Origin of the sequence: Myxococcus xanthus (genome assembly GCF_006402735.1) — a bacterium.
Taxonomy (GTDB): domain Bacteria; phylum Myxococcota; class Myxococcia; order Myxococcales; family Myxococcaceae; genus Myxococcus; species Myxococcus xanthus_A.
Map to the genome: position 1 here is coordinate 7,200,466 of NZ_CP017174.1, position 19,321 is coordinate 7,219,786.

At 69.9% G+C, this 19,321-nt stretch carries 12 protein-coding genes; 3 read left to right on the plus strand and 9 right to left on the minus strand.

What is annotated here, in order from left to right; genetic code table 11:
• Positions 1-9: 9 nt before the first annotated feature.
• Genes BHS09_RS29570 through BHS09_RS29580 form a run of 3 tightly spaced genes read left to right on the plus strand, consistent with a single transcriptional unit; the run spans position 10 to position 3,409 of the window.
• Complete coding sequence (locus tag BHS09_RS29570) at positions 10-1,194, plus strand: aminotransferase class V-fold PLP-dependent enzyme (RefSeq protein ID WP_140799689.1); 1,185 nt, start codon at positions 10-12, stop codon at positions 1,192-1,194.
• A gap of 14 nt (positions 1,195-1,208) precedes the next feature.
• Positions 1,209-2,144, plus strand: coding sequence for a Ppx/GppA phosphatase family protein (locus BHS09_RS29575; protein ID WP_140799690.1), 936 nt, complete (start codon positions 1,209-1,211; stop codon positions 2,142-2,144).
• The gene (locus BHS09_RS29580) at positions 2,141-3,409 is read left to right on the plus strand and encodes a spinster family MFS transporter (RefSeq protein ID WP_140794769.1); all 1,269 of its coding nucleotides are present in this window, start codon (positions 2,141-2,143) and stop codon (positions 3,407-3,409) included. Before BHS09_RS29575 ends, BHS09_RS29580 begins: the two co-directional genes overlap by 4 nt.
• Here BHS09_RS29580 and BHS09_RS29585 read toward each other — a convergent pair.
• The 9 genes from BHS09_RS29585 to efp all read right to left on the minus strand — a co-directional run bounded on the left by BHS09_RS29585 (position 3,400) and on the right by efp (position 19,321).
• On the minus strand, positions 3,400-4,719 hold the full coding sequence (locus BHS09_RS29585; protein ID WP_140799691.1) for a lysophospholipid acyltransferase family protein: 1,320 nt from the start codon (positions 4,717-4,719) through the stop codon (positions 3,400-3,402). The two genes, BHS09_RS29580 and BHS09_RS29585, sit on opposite strands and share 10 nt — an antisense overlap.
• Positions 4,720-4,741: 22 nt before the next feature.
• Positions 4,742-5,257, minus strand: coding sequence for a hypothetical protein (locus BHS09_RS29590; RefSeq protein WP_237077554.1), 516 nt, complete (start codon positions 5,255-5,257; stop codon positions 4,742-4,744).
• A 17-nt stretch (positions 5,258-5,274) separates the two neighbouring features.
• The gene (locus tag BHS09_RS29595) at positions 5,275-8,358 is read right to left on the minus strand and encodes a POTRA domain-containing protein (protein WP_140799692.1); all 3,084 of its coding nucleotides are present in this window, start codon (positions 8,356-8,358) and stop codon (positions 5,275-5,277) included.
• A gap of 14 nt (positions 8,359-8,372) precedes the next feature.
• The gene (locus BHS09_RS29600) at positions 8,373-12,302 is read right to left on the minus strand and encodes a translocation/assembly module TamB domain-containing protein (protein WP_140794773.1); all 3,930 of its coding nucleotides are present in this window, start codon (positions 12,300-12,302) and stop codon (positions 8,373-8,375) included.
• 5 nt (positions 12,303-12,307) lie between these two features.
• Positions 12,308-13,252, minus strand: a complete 945-nt coding sequence (locus BHS09_RS29605; RefSeq protein WP_140799693.1) for an ExeA family protein — start codon at positions 13,250-13,252, stop codon at positions 12,308-12,310.
• A 27-nt stretch (positions 13,253-13,279) separates the two neighbouring features.
• The gene (gene sgmX / locus BHS09_RS29610; RefSeq protein WP_140799694.1) at positions 13,280-16,450 is read right to left on the minus strand and encodes a type IV pili formation protein SgmX; all 3,171 of its coding nucleotides are present in this window, start codon (positions 16,448-16,450) and stop codon (positions 13,280-13,282) included.
• A 190-nt stretch (positions 16,451-16,640) separates the two neighbouring features.
• On the minus strand, positions 16,641-18,026 hold the full coding sequence (gene accC / locus BHS09_RS29615) for an acetyl-CoA carboxylase biotin carboxylase subunit (protein WP_140794776.1): 1,386 nt from the start codon (positions 18,024-18,026) through the stop codon (positions 16,641-16,643).
• 73 nt (positions 18,027-18,099) lie between these two features.
• A complete protein-coding gene (accB, locus tag BHS09_RS29620) occupies positions 18,100-18,699 on the minus strand; it encodes an acetyl-CoA carboxylase biotin carboxyl carrier protein (RefSeq protein ID WP_140799695.1) in 600 nt (199 codons plus the stop codon).
• A 43-nt stretch (positions 18,700-18,742) separates the two neighbouring features.
• Positions 18,743-19,321, minus strand: coding sequence for an elongation factor P (gene efp, locus BHS09_RS29625; RefSeq protein ID WP_140794778.1), 579 nt, complete (start codon positions 19,319-19,321; stop codon positions 18,743-18,745).

Consider the following 19,321-nt stretch of genomic DNA (forward strand, 5'->3'; position numbering starts at 1 on the left):
TCCTCCCGCATGAGCGTGCCCTTCCGCATCCACTGGAGCCTGGACCCCGAAGTCGTCTTCCTGAACCACGGTTCGTTCGGCGCCTGCCCGACAGCCGTCCTCCAGCGGCAGGCCGAGCTGCGCGCGCGCCTGGAAGCCGAGCCGGTGCGCTTCCTCCACCGCGAAATCGAGCCGCTGCTGGATGACGCCCGCGCCGCGCTCGCCACGTTCCTCGACGCGGACGCGGACGACCTGGGCTTCGTCCCCAACGCGACGGCGGGGGTGAGCACGGTGCTGCGCTCGCTGCGCTTCGCTCCCGGCGACGAGCTGCTCACCACCGACCACGAGTACAACGCCAGCCGCAACGCGCTGGACTTCGTGGCCGCCCAGTGGGGCGCCAAGGTGGTGGTGGCGAAGCTGCCCTGGCCGGTACCGTCCGCGCAGTCCGTGGTGGACGCGGTGCTGCCCCACGTCACCCCGCGCACGCGTCTGTTCCTGGTGGACCACGTCTCCAGTCAGACGGCCCTGGTGCTGCCGCTGGCGCAGCTCGTCACCGCCCTGCGCGAGCGCGGCGTGGAGACGCTCGTGGATGGCGCGCACGGGCCGGGCATGCTGCCGCTGTCGCTGCGCACGCTGGGCGCCGGCTACTACACGGGCAACTGCCACAAGTGGCTGTGCGCCCCCAAGAGCGCCGCGTTCCTCCACGTCCGGCGCGACCTCCAGCCCGCCATCAAGCCCCTGTCCGTGAGCCACGGGCACAACTCCCGGCGGACGGACCGCTCCCGCTTCCGGCTGGACTTCGACTGGACGGGGACGCACGACCCTTCGGCCGTGCTCTGCGTGCCCGAGGTGATTCGCTTCATGGGCGGGCTGCTTCCCGGCGGCTGGCCGGAAGTCATGGCCTCGAACCGGGCCAAGGTGCTGGCGGCGCAGAACCTGCTGTGCGCGCGGCTGGGCACCCAGCCCACCTGCCCCGAGGACATGGTCGGCAGCATGGCCACGGTGACGCTGCCGGACGGCTTCCCCGAAGTCCCCCAGCCCCCGCTCTACGTGGACCCGCTCCACCTGCGCCTGTTCGACGAATACCGCATCGAGGCGCAAATCACCCCCTGGCCCCGGCCGCCGCACCGGCATGTGCGTCTGTCCGCGCAGCTCTACAACACCCCCGCCGACTACCAGGCCCTGGGCGATGCTTTGGAAGCGCTGCTGCGTTGAGTAGGCTGCCGCGCATGTCGCGTTTCGCCACCATCGACGTCGGAAGCAACTCGGTCCTCCTGCTCGTCGCGGAGCGCACCCCGGAGGGCCGTTTCGAGGCCGTGCGGGAGCGCGCGGAAATCACCCGCCTGGGCCGAGGCGTGGATGCGACGCGCAAGCTCTCCGCCGAAGGCATGGAGGCGACGCTCCAGGTGCTGGAGTCCTTCGCCCGCGAGGCACGCGACCTGGGCGCGGAAGGCATCGCAGTGTCCGCCACCAGCGCCGCGCGTGACGCGGAGAACGGCGCGGAGTTCCTCGCGGCCGCGAAGGCGCGGGCGGACGTGACAGTGGAAATCATCTCCGGCGCCATGGAGGCGGAGCTGTCCTTCGCAGCGGTGCACGCGGACTTCGCGTCGGACGCGGCGGGCCCCCTTCTGGTGCTCGACATCGGCGGCGGCTCCACGGAGTTCATCTACGGCAACCGCGGCGGCCACGTGGACTTCCGCCACAGCTTCGACGTGGGCGCGGTGCGCATGACGGAGCGCTTCGTCGGCTCGGACCCGATGACGTCCGAGGACCGCGCGCGTGTCGAAGCCCACCTGCGCGACACCTTCCGCGCCCTCCCCGCCCCGCCGCCCGGCGCGGCCCTGGTGGGCGTCGCGGGCACGGTGACGACGCTGTACGCCGTGCAGCACGCCATCCACCCCTACGTCCCGGAGCAGGTCCACGGCGGCACGCTGTCCGTGGGCCAGCTGTCCGCCCTGACGGACCGGCTGTGCGCCATGCCGCTGGAAGAGCGGCGCGCCCTGCCCGGCATGCAGCCCAAGCGCGCGGACGTCATCCCCGCGGGCGCCCTCATCCTGCTGGAGTCGGTGAAGGCACTGGGACTGGAGGCCTGCCGCGTCAGTGACAGGGGCCTGCGCTGGGGCCTGCTCGCGCACCGCTTTGGCGCCGGAGCCACCTCTTCATGAACGCCCAACCCGCGGCCTCACCGGCCGCGTCCGCCGTGCCCGCCAGCAACGCGGGTTACGCGCTGCTCATCCTCACCCTCATCAACCTGGTCAACTACCTCGACCGCTACATCGTCGCGGTGGCGCTGCCAGGCATCCAGAAGGAATTCGGCATCAACGACACGCAGTCCGGCCTGCTGGGCACCATGTTCATCGTGGTGTTCATGCTGGCCTCGCCGCTGGGCGGGTTCCTCGGGGACCGCTACCCGCGGCGGCTGCTGGTGGCGGGCGGCGTGATTCTCTGGAGCCTGGCCACCGGGGCCAGCGGACTGGCCACCTCGTTTGGCGCGCTGCTCCTGGCCCGCGCGGTGATTGGCATCGGAGAGGCCGGCTACGGCGCGGTGGCGCCCAGCATCATCTCCGACTTGTACCCGCGCGCGCAGCGCACGCGGATGCTGGCGTTCTTCTACATCGCCATCCCCGTGGGCGCCGCGGCGGGCTACGGCCTGGGCGGGTGGCTGACGCAGGCGTACTCGTGGCACGTCGCCTTCTTCGCGGGCGGCGTGCCCGGCCTGATTCTGGGCGCCATGGCCTTCTTCATGCCGGAGCCCCAGCGCGGCGCCATGGACGGGCCGGATGCGCAGACGAAGATGCCCTTCATGGTGGGCCTGAAGGGGCTGGCGAGGAACTCGGCCTTCTGGGCGGTGACGGCCGGATACACGCTGATGACGTTCTCCATTGGAGGCCTGGGCTTCTGGATGCCCACGTACCTGGTGCGCGAGCGCGGCCTGGCGCAGGACAGCTCGGGCTTCATCTTCGGCGCGATTACGGCGGTGGCCGGCCTGCTGGGGACGGTGGCGGGCGGATGGCTTGGCGACAAGCTGGACCGCAAGCGCGAGGGCGGCGGACTGTGGATGTCCGGCATCGGCCTGATACTGGCGGCCCCGTGCATGTACCTGGCGGTGAACCTGAAGGCCGTGGGCCCCACCTTCGCGGCGATTGCCCTGGCGCAGTTCCTCATCTTCCTCAACAGCGGCCCCATCAACGCGGCCATCGTCAACTGCGTGCAGCCCGCGTTCCGCGCCTTCGCCATGGGCCTGAACGTGCTGTGCATCCACCTGCTGGGTGACGCGATTTCGCCCACGCTCATCGGCAAAATCGCGGACGCGTCCAGCCTGCATACCGCCATCGCGGTGAATGCCCTGCCCGTCCTCCTCGGCGGCTTCGCGCTGCTGCTGGGCGCCAGGCTGTTCCGTGAAGCGGTGCCCCTCGCGCGTCAGGGCTGAGCGGCGGCGTCCAGCCTCGGCCGGTACTCGTCGGCCAGACGCTCCATCTCCAAGGCCAGCCGCTCGCCATCCGCGAGCAGCAGGCCCTTGAGGCGCGCGCGGTTGCCCAGCGTGAAGAACACGCGGATGTCGTGCTGGAGCGACTCCCAGCGCTCGGCGAAGTACAGGGTGAACAGCGCCAGCGGCGGCACGGCGAGGAAGACGGCCACGGCCAGGAGCGCGCTTCCCCACACCGCCGCGGCGGCTGTCAGCACGCCCCACCACACCAGCGCCACCACGAAGGCGGTGAGGAACTTCACCGTGGCCTGCACGTCCAGTTCGGCGTTGCGGCTGGCGAGCCGGGGCAGCTGGTAGGGCAGCCAGAACAGGCCCAGCCCCAGGGCGAACAGCGGCAGGCCCAGCACCAGCGCCAGCACGTTCTTCACCACGAAGGGCACCACGTTCCCCGGCCGGTACACGAGCGCCAGGTCCTCCGGCCCCGTCGCCTGCACCAGCGCCATGCGGTGCCGGAAGTCGGCGAGCTGCGCGCGCAGGGGCTCGAAGCGCTCCGGCTCCTCGGCGCGGAACATCTGGACGCCGCGCGCCCACAGTCGCAGGCGCTCCGCGTCGAGCGCCCCACCCTGCTTGAAGGCGAAGAGCTGCTCGGCCAACTGCGCCAGCGGGAGGTCCGCCCACTGCTCCAGGTTGAGCGTCACCGCGCGAAGCCCGCTGGCGATGCGCTCGGTGAGGGCGCGGACGGCATCGGGCTCCGCGGCGGCGTCCGCGGGCAGGAAGGCCTGCACTTCGATGGCGGGCCCCACGTCGATGAGCACCTCGCTGCGGAACACGTGCTTCTCCGCGTAGGTGAGCCCCACGGGGACGATGCGCACCGGAGCCCCGGCCTTCGCCGCGCTCAGGGCAATGCGCGCCGCGCCCGTCTTCAACTCCGCGAGCCCGGGCTCGGAGTGGCTCTTGCCCTCGGGGAAGATGGTGATGGCGCGCCCCTGCACCAGCGCGCCCTTCGCGGCATCCAGCGTGCCTTCATTGCCGCCCATCTTCGCCGGGTCATCCTGCTTCCGGTACACCGGCAGCGCGTCCAACCCCTTCAGCAGCCAGCCGATGACGGGCATCCGGAACAGCGGCGCCTTCGCCAGGAAGGTCACCTTGCGCCGCGTGAGGATGAACACCAGCGCCGGGTCGATGAGGCCATTGGGGTGGTTGCCCACGAAGAGCACGGGGCCGTCCGGCTCCAGCGCCGGGGCATTCACCTTCACCCGGTAGAAGAGTCGGAGACACAGCGCCACCACCGCACGCACGCACGCGTAGAACACGGAGGAGACTGTACTCCACGTCTCAGGGATACCGGTCCACCACCTGGATGACGCCGGTGTTGTCCTGCACCACGGAGAAGCCCTTCATCGGGCTCGGGTAGGCAATCAGGCCCTCGCCGTCCTTGTCCCAGCGCGAGTCCAGGAGGATGCCGCAAAAGGGCACCGACATCGCCCCGGACTCCGGCAGGAAGATGCGGTCATACCGGCCGAAGACGCGGTGCTTCGTCACGTACAGGCGGCCGCCGATGCGCGCGCCGGGAAGCTGCTGCTCGCCCTGCTCGCGCGGCAGCGCAATCACGAAGCTGTAGTTGTAACGCGCCGGGCCCGGGTGGTCCTGGATGGCATCCACGATGACGGGGACCTTGTCCCCGGGCTTCAGGCCCAGGCGCTCCATCTGCAGCAACGCGCCCCGAGGGCACGTCCCCTCTGGCGGCATCCACTTGGGCCGCGCTGGCCCCTGCGAGGACGCGGAGGTGGTCCGGCAGCCCGCCGCAACCAGGAGCCCCAGGCCCACCACCGTCCACCGCAGCCAGCGCATGCGCACCATCGCCTCCCTCAGAACGTCCCGATGCTGAAGTGGAACTGCGTGGTGGCCTCATTCACCGACTCGTCCGGGTCCAGGTTGAAGCCCACATCGAAGGCCAGCGGCCCCACGGGCGTCACGTAGCGCAGGCCCGCGCCCGCCGTGTAGCGCAGCCGGCCTGGGTCGAACTGCGTCCGGTCCAGCCACAGGTTGCCCGCTTCGACGAAGAGCCCCAGGTCCACGGAGGACAGGGCCGGCAGGCGCAACTCCGCCTTGCCCAGGGTGAAGAGCTCGCCGCCCTGGCTCGCCGGCACCTGCCCCGCGAGCACGGCCTTCAGCTCTGCGGAGCACCCCGACGGAGAAATCAGCGCCCGGCAGTCGCGCAGCCGCTGCTGCAACGCGCCGCGGACGTCCTCCGGCAGCACGCCGTCCTCGCGGAAGCCGCGCAGGCTCGAAGAGCCGCCCAGGTAGAACAGCTTCGAGCCAATGGCCTGGGCATCCTCCTCCAACGGGATGATGGTGCCCGCGCGCGCGGACAGCGCCACGCTCGCCCGCCGCCCCAGGGGGATGTAACCACTGAGGCTGCCCGACAGCTTCACGCCGTCGATGGGGTACGCATCCACGCGGTTGCCCGCTACGTCCGTGGGACGCACGCTCAAGCCACGGGTGAACTCCGCGCTGGAGACGAACACCACGCCTCGGCGAGGGTTGGCCGGGTCGTCCCGGAAGTCGAGCGTGGCGGAGGGACGCAACGAATGCAGCGCGAAGTCGCCGAACGGGTAGCGCAGCCGCTCCCGGTCGGCGCGGTTGAGCAACTCCAGCACGCCCGCGCGCGAGCGCAGCCGGTTGTTCTCCACCTCGTAGGACAGCGACAGGTTGAGCCACGTCGCCGCGGCCCAGTCCATGGCGGCCGCCGCCGCGAACCGCGAGGACACGTAGGAAGGCCGGTGCACGCGCTCGCCAATGAGGTCCAGGCGGGCGCCCACCTGCAGCGGCAGCAGGAAGAACAGCCGCGGCTGCGCCAGCGCGAGGTTGCCCCGGCCTCCCAGGCCATTGAGCCCCTGGAGCTCCACGTCACAGCCCGGAGCCGGACCACCACCGGGAGCCGTCTGCTGGCAGGCGATGCGCCGGTCCCGAGACAGCGCCTCCGCGCTCCAACCCGCGTAGTTGATCTTCCCGCGCGCCAGCAGGCTGAGCCCCAGCCCGTCCAGGTTGCGGTAGGCCGTGTCGAGCGTGATGCGGGGACCATCCACCAGGAAGTAACCGCCAGACACCTGGCCATCCAGCCGGGGCCGCTCCTGGACCGTCACCAGCACGTCCTTGGTGTCCTCGCGCCGGGTGGGGTCCGCCAGCGCGATGTCCACCTGACGGAACACGCCCAGGCGCGCCAACCGGCGCTGGCCCTCCGTCAGCTCATCCAGCGCGACGGGCTTGCCCTCCTCCACCGCGAGATTGGCCAGCACCAGGTCCGGGTCCGTGCGCGTCAGGCCCTGCACCAGAATCTTCCCGACCTTCACCTGCGGGCCCGCGTCCGCGCGGAAGATGACGGTCGCCTGCGTCCCGTCCTCGCCCACGCCCGTCTCCGTGGTGACGCGCGCGAAGAGGTAACCCTGCCGCCCCAGCTCCTGCTCCAGCGCCTGACGCGAGGACTCCACCGTGTCGAAGCTCAGCGGCGCGCCCTCGCGCATGCGCCGGCCCATGACCCAGGCCGTCAGGCCCGGTGGCACACCCTGGAAGTCCACCTTCACCAGGCGCGCCTGGGGGCCCTCCTCCACGTCGAAGTCCGCGACCGCCGTGCGCCCCACCACATCCACCGTCAGGCCCCGGAACGCCACCACCGCGGAGAGGAAGCCCTGCTCGCGGTAGGCCTCGTTCATGGCCTCCACGGCCTCCAGCCACGCATCCTCCACGTACACAGTGGACGCGGGCGGCGGCGGCGCGACGCCCGGGAGCTCCGGGCCGTGACGTCCCTCGGTGTTCAGCGGGTCGTCGAGCATCCGCAGGTCCAGCTCCGGCCGCGTCATGCCCGCCAACACCCGCTCCGCGAGCAGCGCGCGCAGCGTCTCCATTGGCAGCCCGTGGTTGCCGTGGAAGCGCACGTCGGCCACGCGCAGGGGGTGCCCCTCCTCCACGTCGAACACCAGCGCCGCCACCTCGCCATCCGAACGCAGCACCTCGCGGGGACGCACGCGCACGTCGTGGAAGCCGCGGTAGCGGTAGAAGACCTCCATGCGTCGCGCGAGCCGGCCAGCGACGACCTCGTCCATGGGCTCCGAGACGTCGTGCGCCAGCACGCGCTCCAGCACACCCGGCGGGAAGTGGCGGTTGCCGTGGAAGCGCACCACGTAGCGAGGCCCCGCCATCAGCGGCACCGCCACCGACGCGAAGCTGCCCTCCACCAGCACCGCCGGCGCTCCCACCTGCGCACGCCAGTAGCCCTCGCCGCGCAGCAACGTGCGCAGCTCTTCCAGCGAGTTGGACAGACGCGCCCGGTCGAACACCTGCCCCGGCTGCAGCGCCAGCACCTCCAGCAGCCGGGACAGCGGCAGGCCAGGGCTGCCAGAGAAGGTCACCTGCCGCACCCGCGTGGGCAGACCTTCGTCCACGGCGAGCACCACCGCGATGCCATCCGTCACCGGCTCCTGCGTCACCGAGACTCTCGCCGAGTCGTACCCCTTGCGCTGATACGCCTGGAGCACGGACGACACCGCGCCCTGCAGCTCCTCCGCGTCCAGCGGCCCGCCCTCCAGCAAGCTGCTGGCCTCCAGCAGCTCCCCATCCGACAGCACGGCGTTGCCTTCGAAGCGCAGCCGCGCCAGCCGCGCAACGGGCGTGAGCTGGAACATCAGCCGCACCCCGCCTCGCACCGGCTCCGTGCGCGCCACCACGTCCGTGAAGCGGCCCGTGGCCCACAGCCGCTCCACCGAGCGCCGCACCGCGCCCGGTGTCAACGTCTGCCCCTTGCGCACCGCCACCAGGTCGCTCAGCCCCTGCGCGTCGGCGCCTCCGGACAGGTGCAGCTCCACGGCGATGACTTCGGCGCCGAAGCCACCGCCGTCGTCCGCCTGCGCGCGCGCCGCGCCCGGCACGAGGACGCAGAGCACCAGCGCCAGCACCGCGAGGGCCCGGACTACTCGACCTCCCAGCTCAGCTTCAGCTCGAGCCCGAGGTTTCCAAACGAGGCTTCGTTGTTCTCGTTGTCCCACTGGGCCTGCGCGGAGAGTCGGTCATCGAAACGGTACTCGGCCCGCGCCCGCGTGCCGCGCCCGCTCACGGGTTGCGTCATACCGATTTTAAGCTGCTCGCTCAGGAACTTCGACTCCAGTTGCGCGGTGGGCTCCGCTTGCCGGGTGGCGTCGTTGTAGGTGGTCGAAATCTGCAGGGACAAATCCCTCAACACCGGATTGCTGGGCAGGAAGCGCTGGAGCTGCCGGTCCAGGCCCGACACGTTGAAGAGGGCCTCGGCCGCCAGGCCGGCGCTCGCCGAAGCCGCGGTATCCTGGTCTGACGAGGTGAAACCCAGGGTGAGAAGCGAGACGATGTCGCCCTCCACCAGCGCCGGCTCCGAGGAAAGGAGAATCTGCGGGTCTGACGGCTTGCCGAAGGCGTGCAGCTTCACCACGTACTCGCGCACCTGCGTCTGGGCCTGGACCTCGAAGATGGGGTCGATTTGCGTGGGGTCCTGGAACTCGAGCTGCCCCTGACTGATGGTGAAGGGGTTGTTCCGGAAGAAGGCCTGGCTGCCCTCGGCCAGCTCCACCCGGCCCAGCAGTCCCGGCCGCAAGTCCGTCCCCGTCAGTCGCACGTCCCCCAGCAGGCGGGCCTTCGCCAGGTTGTTGTCCACGCGGACGTCGCCGAAGTGGACGTTCACGTCCCAGATGACCCAGGGCTTCGGAGGCTCACCGGACGATGAGGACGAGCCCGCCGCCAGGTGGGTGGTGCGCTTCTGCATCGTCTTCAGCAGCGCATCCACGTCCAGCGCCTTCTGGTAGCGCATCTTCACGATGTCCATGCCACCGGTGACGGTGAAGCCCTTGGGCGGACCAATCACCTGGAGCAGGCCGGAGAAGGTCGCGGGCAGGTCCTCCGTGAGCCGGTAGGGCACCTCGTCCAGTTGGATGGTGAGCCCCAGCCGCTGCGGCAGGAAGCGCTCCAGCCGCACGTCGCCGCGCGCGGACACGCGGCCTTCGTTGAGCTGGCCCTGCAGGTGCTCCACCAGCACGCGCTGGCCCGTCATCTCCACGCGCCCGGCCATGTTGCGCACCTGGACGGGCCAGTCCCGCAACGCCAACCGCATGTCGAACAGCTCCGCGGAGCCGACCACGGAGGGCTTCTCCAGCGTCCCGGAGGCCTCGGCGTCCACGGTGATGCGCCCGGAGGAGCGCTCCACCATGGCGGGCATCAACGACTCCAGCAGACGCAAATCCAACCCGCCCCGCAGCGTCACATTCAGGCCGCGCGGGCTCATCCACCCGCCCAGCGACAGGTCCACGTGCTGCCCCGTGAAGCGGAAGGGCTGCACATCCGTCCGCCCGGCCGCGTACGCCAGCACGATGGGGCCCGCGTTCTCCCCGCGCAGGTCGTCGCGGGAGAGGACCAGCCGCTCCACGGTGGCATTCACTTGCGAGCCCGCGGGCTCCAAAAGCAGGCCCTTGGCGCTCACCGTGCCCGACAGGGCCCCGCTGACGCCCGCCCACAGCGGCGCGTCCGGCAGCAGCGGGCGAATCTCTGGCAACGAGAACGAGCCCTGGGCTTCATAGGGCCAGTTCTCCTGCACCTTCATGCGGATGCGGCCGGTGGCGTCCCGGAAGGGGTGACCCCACACCTCGAAGTTTTTCCCCACCATGCGCCCGGTGAGGTCCATGGCGCCCAGGTTCCGCTCGGCGAAGGTGACGCGCGGCGCGCGCAGCGTGACGTCCACCACCGGCACGTCGGCGGTGCCCGACACAACGCCGTCCATCACCATCGTGCCCTGAATGCCCATGCGCTCGGCGAGCTCCGGGTCCACCGCCTCGGCCAGCGACAGGCCGTCTCCGCCGAAGCGGTAGTCCAACCCGCCCGCGAACGCGAAGGTGCCCTCCGCCCAGGTGCGGCCCAGCGGCCCCGTGAGGGTGGTGCGCTCCAGCACCATCGCCTTGCCATCCACGAAGCGCAGCCGCGCCGCGCCGTCACCCATGCGCCGCCCCAGGTACGTGGTGTCCTTGACGTCGAACGCCACCAGCCCCTCCAGCTTCTCCACGGGGCTGTCCACCTCCACGCGGCCGGTAGCCGTTCCCCCCAGCGTGCCCTGCATCACCGCGAGCGACGGACTCAGGCCCGCCACCACGTCCACCAGGTCCTCGTTTCGCCCCTGGGGGACGTTCACCTCCAGGCGCAGGTTGAGCAGCCGCCCGAAGGACACGCCCGCCTTGCCGTAGTACTGCGTGCGCCCCTTCTGGCCGGAGAAGGCGGGGAACGTGAGCAGGTTGTCCTTGTAGGCCAGCTTCCCCTGCATCACCCCCAACGACAGGTTCCAGAACTCGAAGTCGCGGAAGGACAGGCCCGCCTCCACCTTCACGTCCGCCGCGGGTCCCGTAATCGCGTACGTGGCGTGGCCCCGTCCGGCCCAGGGCAGGCCCGCGATGTGGCCGAAGTCCGCCAGGTCCACGTCGCCCTGCCCGTGGATGTCCAGGCCCAGCCCGCCCGCCAGCAGGAGCACGACATCGCCCGTCACGCGCGAGTGGCCCACCTCCGCGTTGACGTGGCTGAAGGCCACGCGGTCCGGCTGGAGCTTCACCTGCGCCTGCGCGCGGGCCTTGTCGAACTCCAGAATCGTGAGCCCGTCCTTAGGCTGCGTGTCGAACGCATGTGTGGCCAGCACGAACTTCCCGGTCCGCAGGTCCAACGGGCCCGACAGGGAGAAGCGCGGCAGCAGGTTGCCGGACAGCCGAGCGTCCAGCGTGGCCGGGAAATCCACCCAGGAACCCTTCACGCCTGCCCGGTCCAGGATGCGGCCCAACGACGCGTCCTCCGTCGTCAGCGACACCTCCAGCGGGAAGTTCGGCGTGAGCCCCAGCCGCCCCGTCGCGCGCACCTTGCCCGCGCCCACGGGCAGGGTGAGCTCCTCCAGCCGGACGTCTTCACCCGAGTACGACAGGCGCGCGTGCAGGTTCGTCGGGCCGAAGTCCCCGTAGCCCAGGCTGTTGCCCGACAGCTCCAGCGACACCGCGGGGGACGCCACCTTCCCCGCGATGGACACACGCGACCAGAGGTGCCCTGTCGCGGGGCTGGGAATCAGCCGCGCCTGGTAGAGCGCGCGCAGCGGGAGGAACACCTGCGCGTCCAAGGCCAGCCGCGGCGCGCACAGCGAATCCACGCGGCCGGACACCGTGGTGGTGATGTCGTCCAGCGACACCTCGGCGCGCTCCAGCTCCAGCAGGGCCTCGTCCGGGTCCAACGCGCCCGCGATGACCAGCTGCCCTAGCGCCAGCTCGCGTCCGTCCGGGCCCAGGCGCACCCGGCCGCGCCGGGCCTCCACGTCCAACTCGATGACACCCCACTGCTCGTCCCAGCGGACGTCCAGTTCGTCCACCTCCACGCGCCGGCCCTCGGGCAGCGCCAGGCGCAGCTCCGCGCCGGAGATGTCGAGCTTCGCCACGCGCAGGTGCTCGAGCGGCTCCAGGAAGCAGAAGTTGGATTTGGGCTCGGACGGTGCGGAGGGCTGCGACAAATCCAGCGCCACGCGCGGCCGGGACGCCTTCACCTGGGCCAGCGTCAGCCGGCCCCGAAGCGGCTGGAGGAAACCAAGCTGCACCTCCGCCCTGTCCACGGCCACCAGCGGCGAGTCCGTGCCGGGAAGGAACAGCGAGAAGCCGTGCACCACCACGCGGGAGCCCAGCGGGTCCAACTCGCAGCGGCCGAGCCCCACGTCCAGGCCCAGCACGTCGGGCAGGTGCCGGCGGCCCAGCGTGCACGCCACCTCCCAGGTCTCCGGCATGCGCAACAGGAGCACGCTCCCCGACAAGACGAGGAGCACCAACAGCAGCGCCCTGCGCGCACCGTGGCGGCTCTGAGAGGACAAAGCCGCTACAGCTTACCCAGCCCTTCGAGGTAGCGGTCGATCTCCGCGAGGTCCACCTTGCTGCTCGCCGTCCTGGGGAGCGTCGACGCCGAAGCGCTCGGCCGCTCGGCCGCTTGCCCGGCGGGCGTGTTCACCCCGAGCAGGCCCAGGTTCTTCCCGATGCGATGCACCAACTCCGCGGACACCGTCTGCTCGCGCGCGAGGAAGGCCTCGAAGAGCGCGTTGTCGCACAGCGTGTTGATGACGCGGGGCGAGCCGGACGAGTGCTGGTGCACGGCCAGCAGCGCCTCCGGGCTGAAGGGCATGCGCGGGCAGCCCGCGAGCCGGAGGCGGTGCTTGACGTAGGCCTCCGTCGACTCGGCGGTGAAGGGCTCCAGCCGGTAGCGCATGGCCACGCGCTGCGCGAGCGGTGGGTCCAGCTTCAGGTTCTTTTCGATTTCCGGCAGGCCGAAGAAGACGAAGGAGATGAGCTTGCGCTCCGGCACTTCCAGGTTGAGCAGCCCCCGGAACTCCTCCATCAACTCGCGCGTCTCCAGCATCTGCGCCTCGTCGATGAGGACGACGGCCTTCTTGCCGGACTCGTAGATTTGGAGCAGCCGCTGATAGAGCTGCGACAGCAGCGCCAGCTTCTCCTGCGCCGGATTCTCCACACCCAACTGCAGCGCGATGCGGCGTAGCAGCCAGTTGGCGGTGATGCCGGAGTGAATGATGACGAGCAGCGCGGCCTCGTACTCGGACTCCGGAAGCGAGTCGAGCATGCGGCGGGCCAGCGTCGTCTTCCCCGCGCCGATGTCCCCGACGAGGATGGACAGGCCCTTCATGTAGCTCACCGCGTGCATCAGCCGGGTGAGCGCCTGCGAGTGCTGCGCCGAGTTGTAATAGAAGCGGCTGACGGGAGCGTTGGAGAAGGGCTCCTGGGTCAGCTCGAAGAAGTCCAGGTACGTAGTCATGGGCTCGCCGGACCTCGCGGGGTGCAACTACAGGTAGCCGACCTTGCGCGCCTTGGACGCGCCAGCCGCTGGTATCGGAGTGGTGGGCGCCGCGGCCCCCGCGGGTGCGGGCGGACTGCTGGTGGCCTTGGCCCCATTGCCAGAAGGCGTCGGAAGCGGATCCTCCACCGGCTCCACGGAAGCCGCAAGCCGGGACACGTGCCCGGCGACATCCCGGTACTTCCCGTCCATCGCGGCCACGCGCTGGTAGTGGAAGAGCGCCTTGCCCGCATCCCCCTGGGCCTCGTAGGCCGCCGCCAGCTCGAAGCCGAGCGCCTTGGCCGCCTCGCCCGTGGCGTGGGGGTTGCCCAAACCCTCGCGGAAGGCCTCCACGGCCGCGGAGGCGTCGCCGCGCAGCAGCTGGAGCATGCCCATCATGGTGATGCAGTCCAGCTCGCGCTTGCCGCCCGCGCTCCCCTGGCGGGCCACGTCGAACTCGTGGAGCGCGTCGTCGAGCAGGCCCATTTCCTTGTACGCGATGCCCAGGTCGTAGTGCGTGTCCACGTCCTCGGGCTTCACCACCTTGGCCAGGCTCTTCTTGAACTCGGAGAAGACCTCCTCCACCGAGTACTGGAAGTCCTCTTCCGCCGGCAGCGCCGAGGCCCCGGCGTCGTCGCCGAGGTTGTCGATCTCCCCGGCCAGCTCCGCCGCGAGGTCGAACGCGTCGCGCTCGCCGGTGGTCTCCTCGGCGTCCTCGTAGCCGTCCGTGACGGGCTGCACGCTCGGAATCTGCGCCGGCTCCGCGGCCGCGTCCTCCTGCTCCGCGCCGCCTCCCGCCTCCGCCGCCTCCAGCCGCTCCATCAGCTCGGCTGCGCGCGCGTGGCCCGGGAAGGCAATCATCACCGTCTCGAGAATCTCGCGCGCCTCTTCCAGCAGTCCCTGGTCGAGGAAGAACGACGCCTCGTCGCACTCCTCCGCCGCGGGCTCCTCTTCATCGGCGGCGGCCTCGACTTCCGGCTCGGGCTCGGGTTCCGGCTCGACCGCGGGCTCCTCGTAGGCGACCGGCTCGGACAGCTCGTCCGCGGACAGGTCCGGCGCGTCTTCCACGAAGGACTCGTCGTCCACCGCCACGATGGCGTGCGAGGCCGTGGGCTCCTCGAACTCCATCGGGTCGCCCAGCGCCGGAGTCCCGAACGGGTCCTCGTCCAGGTCAGCGGCCGTCAACGGCGCGGCGCCCACGCGCGTGGGCACATCCTCCAGGTCCAGCGGCGGAGGCGCCTCGTCGTCCAGCGTAGGCACATCCAGCGAGTCCAGCGTGGGAACCTGGAGCGTGTCCGGCGAGGCCTCGTCGAGCAGCGCCTGCGTGGGCGCGTGCATCTGCGTGGGCTGCGGCTCGTCCTGGTCCCCGAGCGACAGCGCCTCCATGGACGTGGCGGCGCCGTCGTCCACCAGCGACTCGTCGTCGAGCGAGTAAGCCGCCGCTGCCGCCAGGTCATCATCGCTGGAGGCGACGAGCGGCTCGTCGTCGGTGACGCTGAGGCCCGGCTCGTCGGTCAGCACCAGCCGGTCGTCGTCCGTCACCAGCGTCTCGTCCACCGACGCCGCCGCCAGGTCCTCTGGATCGGGCGTGCCGTACACCTCGAACTCGCCCGAGGTGATGGCCTCGCCCACCAGCGCCTCTTCGCTGATGACGGCGGAGTCGCTGTCCTCCTCGATGACCTCGTCGGAGTCACTCGAGGGCAGCGTGGTCAGCGCCAGTTCGTCACCGGGCGGGTGCAGGAGCGCGTCTTCCGGCGGCGGCGCGACGAGAATCTCGTCGTCGCTGGAGTCCACCAGGATGGCGTCCTCGCCCACCGACTCCACCACGGACACCGTCGGCGCGGCGACCACGGGCCCCGTCGTCCGCAGCACGGACAGGAACGCGGGCACCTCGGGATGGGCGGGATTCTCCTGGAGGATGGTGGCCAGGTACGGCTGCGCGCGCTGCACGTCCGCCGTGCGCGTGCACAGGCGGAGCACGTTCAGCAGCTGCTCCGACGCCTGGGCCATGTTCCCGGACGCGACGTAGATTTGGTACGCCTTCTCGTGGGCGTCGAGGTTCTCCGGCTCGACGGAGAAGACCTTGCGTAGGTGCTCCAGCGCTTTGTCGTGGAGCCCGTACTTGACGTAGACGTCCGTCTCCGTGAGCAGCTTGGAGAGCTGCTCGCGCCCCATCCCCGCCGGAGCGGGAGGTGCCACGGGCGCCGGCGCGGGTGCTGCCGCCGCGGGCTGAGGCGCGGGGCGCGGGGCGGGCTGAGGTGCCGCCGCGGGCTGGGGTGCCGCCGGAGCGGGCTCGGGCGCGCGGCGCGCGACCAGGTCCGGGTCCTCGGGGTCCAGCACTTCAATCTGCGTCCAGACAGCCTCGGCCTCGGTGACGCGGCCGCGCTCCTGATGAATCTTGGCCAGCTCCTTGTAGACGGAGATGGTCTTCGACGTCTGGCCCAGGCCCTGGAACGCCTGCGCCAGCAGCGTGAGCGTCTCCACGTCGCGGCCATCGGCCTTGAAACACACCTGCAGCTTCGCCAGCGCGCGCTTCTGGTCGCCGCGCTGCAGGTACGACGTGGCCAGCTCCTTCGACAGCGGAAGGTTGTCCGGCTCCAGCGCGGACAGCCGCTCGGCCACGCGGAGCCAGTCATCCGCGCGGCTGTTGCGCTTGAGGTACTCGGCGGCGCGCTTGAACTCCTGGGCCGCCTCGCGCGTCATGTTCTCGCGCGCATACAGCTCCGCCAGCTTGATCTTCGACGCCACGTTCTCCGGGTCGAGATCCACCATCTTCTTCAAGGTATCGAGCGACGACTTCGTGTCGCCCGCCTTGTCGTAGTGGTTGGCGACAATCTGGAAGTACGCCATCGCCTCGGACATCAGCCCGAGCTGCTGGTGAAGCTCCGCCAGCTTGAGGTTCACCTCCAGCAGGTTCGGATTGAGCTTGAGGACCTGCTTGTAGAGCGCGACGGCCTTGAGGAAGAAGCCGTCCGACGAGTAGCTCTCCGCGACCTTGGTGAAGAAATGGGCGGCCTGCGGGTTGTCGTTCTTCTTCTGGTACAGCTCCCCCATCTTCTGGAGGACCCGGATGTCCTTCGGGTCGACCTCCAGGACCTTCTGGTACTCCTTGATGGCTTTGTCGTAGGCGCCCTTCGCGACGAGCTTCGCGGCGGCTTCGATGATCTTGTTCTTGTCCATCGAGCGGTGGGCTTCCAGCAGGCCGAAACCCCTTGAACTTCGCGGGTTTCCATCCTCAGCAAGGGGGAGTGTCGGAGGCTAACGGAAAGCTCCGACGCGGGTCAAGAAACGGCCCGGCTCCCCCCCGGGGCCGGATCACCTGCTCGCGTGGCGGCCCGACAAGCGGGAATCCACACCAAGTGTAGGGATGCTACGGCGTCTCCTCGACGGCCTTCTTGAGCCGCCGGGAGCCCGTCTCGCTCGCGAGCAAGCGCTCCACGAACCGGGTGTCGTAATTGCCCTCCTGGAAGGACTCTTCCGCGAGTGCAGCCCGGTGGAACGGGATGTTGGTGCGGATGCCTTCCACGACGTACTCGCCCAGGGCGCGCTGCATGCGGCGGATGGCCGTGGCCCGGTCATCCGCGTGGACGATGAGCTTCGACAGCAGGCTGTCGTAGTACGGCAGCACCGTGTAGTTCTCGTAGGCGCCCGAGTCCACGCGCACCCCATAGCCGCCCGGCACGCTGTAGCCGGTAATCTTCCCGGGCCAAGGGGCGAAGGTGATGGGGTCCTCGGCGTTCACCCGGCACTCGATGGCGTGGCCACGAATCTGGATGTCCTCCTGCTTGAAGCGCAGGGGTTCCCCGTAGGCCAGGCGGATCTGCTCGCTCACCAGATCCACGCCCGTGACGAGCTCCGTCACCGGGTGCTCCACCTGGATTCGCGTGTTCATCTCCATGAAGTAGAACTCGCCGCGCTCGTCGAGCAGGTACTCGATGGTGCCCACGTTGTTGTACGCGAGCCTGCGCATGGCGTTCACGGACACCTCGCCCATGCGCTTGCGCAGCTCAGGCGTCAGCGCCGGCGACGGGCTCTCCTCGATGAGCTTCTGGTGCCGGCGCTGCACCGAGCACTCACGCTCGTTGAGGTGGACGATGTTGCCGTGCTCGTCCGCGACAATCTGGATTTCGATGTGGCGAGGCTTCTCCACGTAGCGCTCGATGTAGAGGTCGCCATTGGAGAACGACGCCACGGCCTCCGCCTGCGCGGTGGAGAACGCCTGCGCCAGCGCGCCCGGCTCGCGGACGATCTTCATCCCCTTGCCACCGCCACCAGCGGCCGCCTTGAGGATGACGGGGAAGCCAATCTCGCGGGCGAAGGCCTCCGCCTCACGCGGGTCCTTCACGGTGCCCGGGCTGCCCGGAAGCAGTGGCAGTCCCGCCTCGCGCGCGGCCTGGCGGGCACGCACCTTGTTGCCCATCAGCCGGAGCATCTCCGGCCGGGGGCCAATGAAGCGGATCTTGCAGTTCTCGCAGACCTCCGCGAACTCGGCGTTCTCCGACAGGAAGCCGTAGCCCGGGTGGATGGCGTCCGCGCGGGTGATTTCGGCGGCGGACAGCAGCTGCGGGACGTTGAGGTAGCTCTCCTTGGACGCCGGCGGGCCGATGCACACCGCCTCGTCTGCGAAGCGGACATGGAGCGCGTTGGCGTCCGCCGTGGAGTGCACCGCGACCGTTGCGATGCCCAACTCCCGGCAGGCGCGGATGACCCGCAGGGCAATCTCCCCGCGGTTGGCGATCAGCACCTTCTTGAACACGTGGGTGTCTCCGTCAGGGCCGTCATGAGGAGCGGCTCGCCCGTGGGACACGGGCGGCGCGCGGACCTCTTCGTCAGGCCACTTCGATGCGGAACAGCGCCTGGCCGAACTCCACCGGCCGGCCGTTCTCCACGAGGATCTCCGCCACCCGGCCGGAGACCTCGGACTCAATCTCGTTCATCAGCTTCATCGCTTCGATGATGCAGAGCACCTGGCCCTTCTTCACCAGGGAGCCCACATCCACGAAGGGAGGCTGGTCCGGCGCCGGGGTCCGGTAGAACGTCCCCACGAAGGGGCTCGTCACCTGGTGGCCGGGCTTCTCCACCGGCTTCTCGGCGGCCGGAGCCGGCGCCGCGGGAGCAGCGGCCGGTGCCGGAGCGGCAACGCGAGGAGCGGCCGGGGCGGTGTATTCCACCCCGGCACTCGCGGCGACGGGAGCCGGCGCGGCGTGATGGACGATGGTCGTCTCGGGCCCCTGGCCGCGGCGGATGAAGAGCTTCTCCTCGCCGCGCTTCCAGACCAGCCGCGTGACGTCAGAGGACTCAAGAATCTCCACGATCTGCCGCAGGGCTTCCACGTCCAGGGACGTGCTCCCCGTGTCAGCGGGACCGCTCGAGGCGGCCTCCGTCCGCGCGGGCGACTGGGCCCGGGTCGACTTGCGCTTCGTTGCCATATCTCGCGTCCCCTTCCCTCCGGCGTCGCTGCCGAGCTGCGAACTAGCCCCTGGTGGCCACGCGCGTCAGGTACTTGCCGTCGCGCGTATCAATCTTCAGCACGTCGCCCTCTTCGATGAAGAGCGGGACGTTGACGGAGTAGCCGGTCTCCAGAACGGCGGGCTTCAGCGCGCCGGAGACGGTATCGCCGCGGATGCCCGGGTCACACTGGGTGACCTTGAGGTCCACGGAGTTCGGCAGCGTCACACCAATGGCCTTGCCATTGTAGAAGAGGACACTGACGTTGATGTTCTCCTTCAGGAAGTTCTTCGCCTCTCCGAGCACCTTCTCACCGAGGAAGGTCTGCTCGTAGTTGCGGGTGTCCATGAAGTAGAACTCTTCGCCCTGGACATAGAGGTACTGCATGTCCTTCTCTTCGATGTCGGGCTTGCCCACCTTCTCGCCGGACTTCAGCGTGGGCTGGAGCACGCGGCCCGTCAGGAGGCTACGAATCGTGGTGCGCACGAACGCGGAGCCCTTGCCGGGCTTGACGTGCTGGAAATCGGCGATTTCAAACGGCTCACCGTCGATTTCGATCTTCAGACCCTTGCGGAACTCGGACGTATCGATGACACCGGCCAT

Bases quoted from the DNA above. Each gene is read 5' to 3' on its own strand.
- BHS09_RS29590 (WP_237077554.1), bottom strand. From the start codon at position 5,257: ATGCGCTGGCTGCGGTGGACGGTGGTGGGCCTGGGGCTCCTGGTTGCG.
- sgmX (WP_140799694.1), bottom strand. From the start codon at position 16,450: ATGGACAAGAACAAGATCATCGAAGCCGCCGCGAAGCTCGTCGCGAAG.
- accB (WP_140799695.1), bottom strand. From the start codon at position 18,699: ATGGCAACGAAGCGCAAGTCGACCCGGGCCCAGTCGCCCGCGCGGACG.
- BHS09_RS29575 (WP_140799690.1), top strand. From the start codon at position 1,209: ATGTCGCGTTTCGCCACCATCGACGTCGGAAGCAACTCGGTCCTCCTG.
- BHS09_RS29580 (WP_140794769.1), top strand. From the start codon at position 2,141: ATGAACGCCCAACCCGCGGCCTCACCGGCCGCGTCCGCCGTGCCCGCC.
- efp (WP_140794778.1), bottom strand. From the start codon at position 19,321: ATGGCCGGTGTCATCGATACGTCCGAGTTCCGCAAGGGTCTGAAGATC.
- BHS09_RS29570 (WP_140799689.1), top strand. From the start codon at position 10: ATGAGCGTGCCCTTCCGCATCCACTGGAGCCTGGACCCCGAAGTCGTC.
- BHS09_RS29605 (WP_140799693.1), bottom strand. From the start codon at position 13,252: ATGACTACGTACCTGGACTTCTTCGAGCTGACCCAGGAGCCCTTCTCC.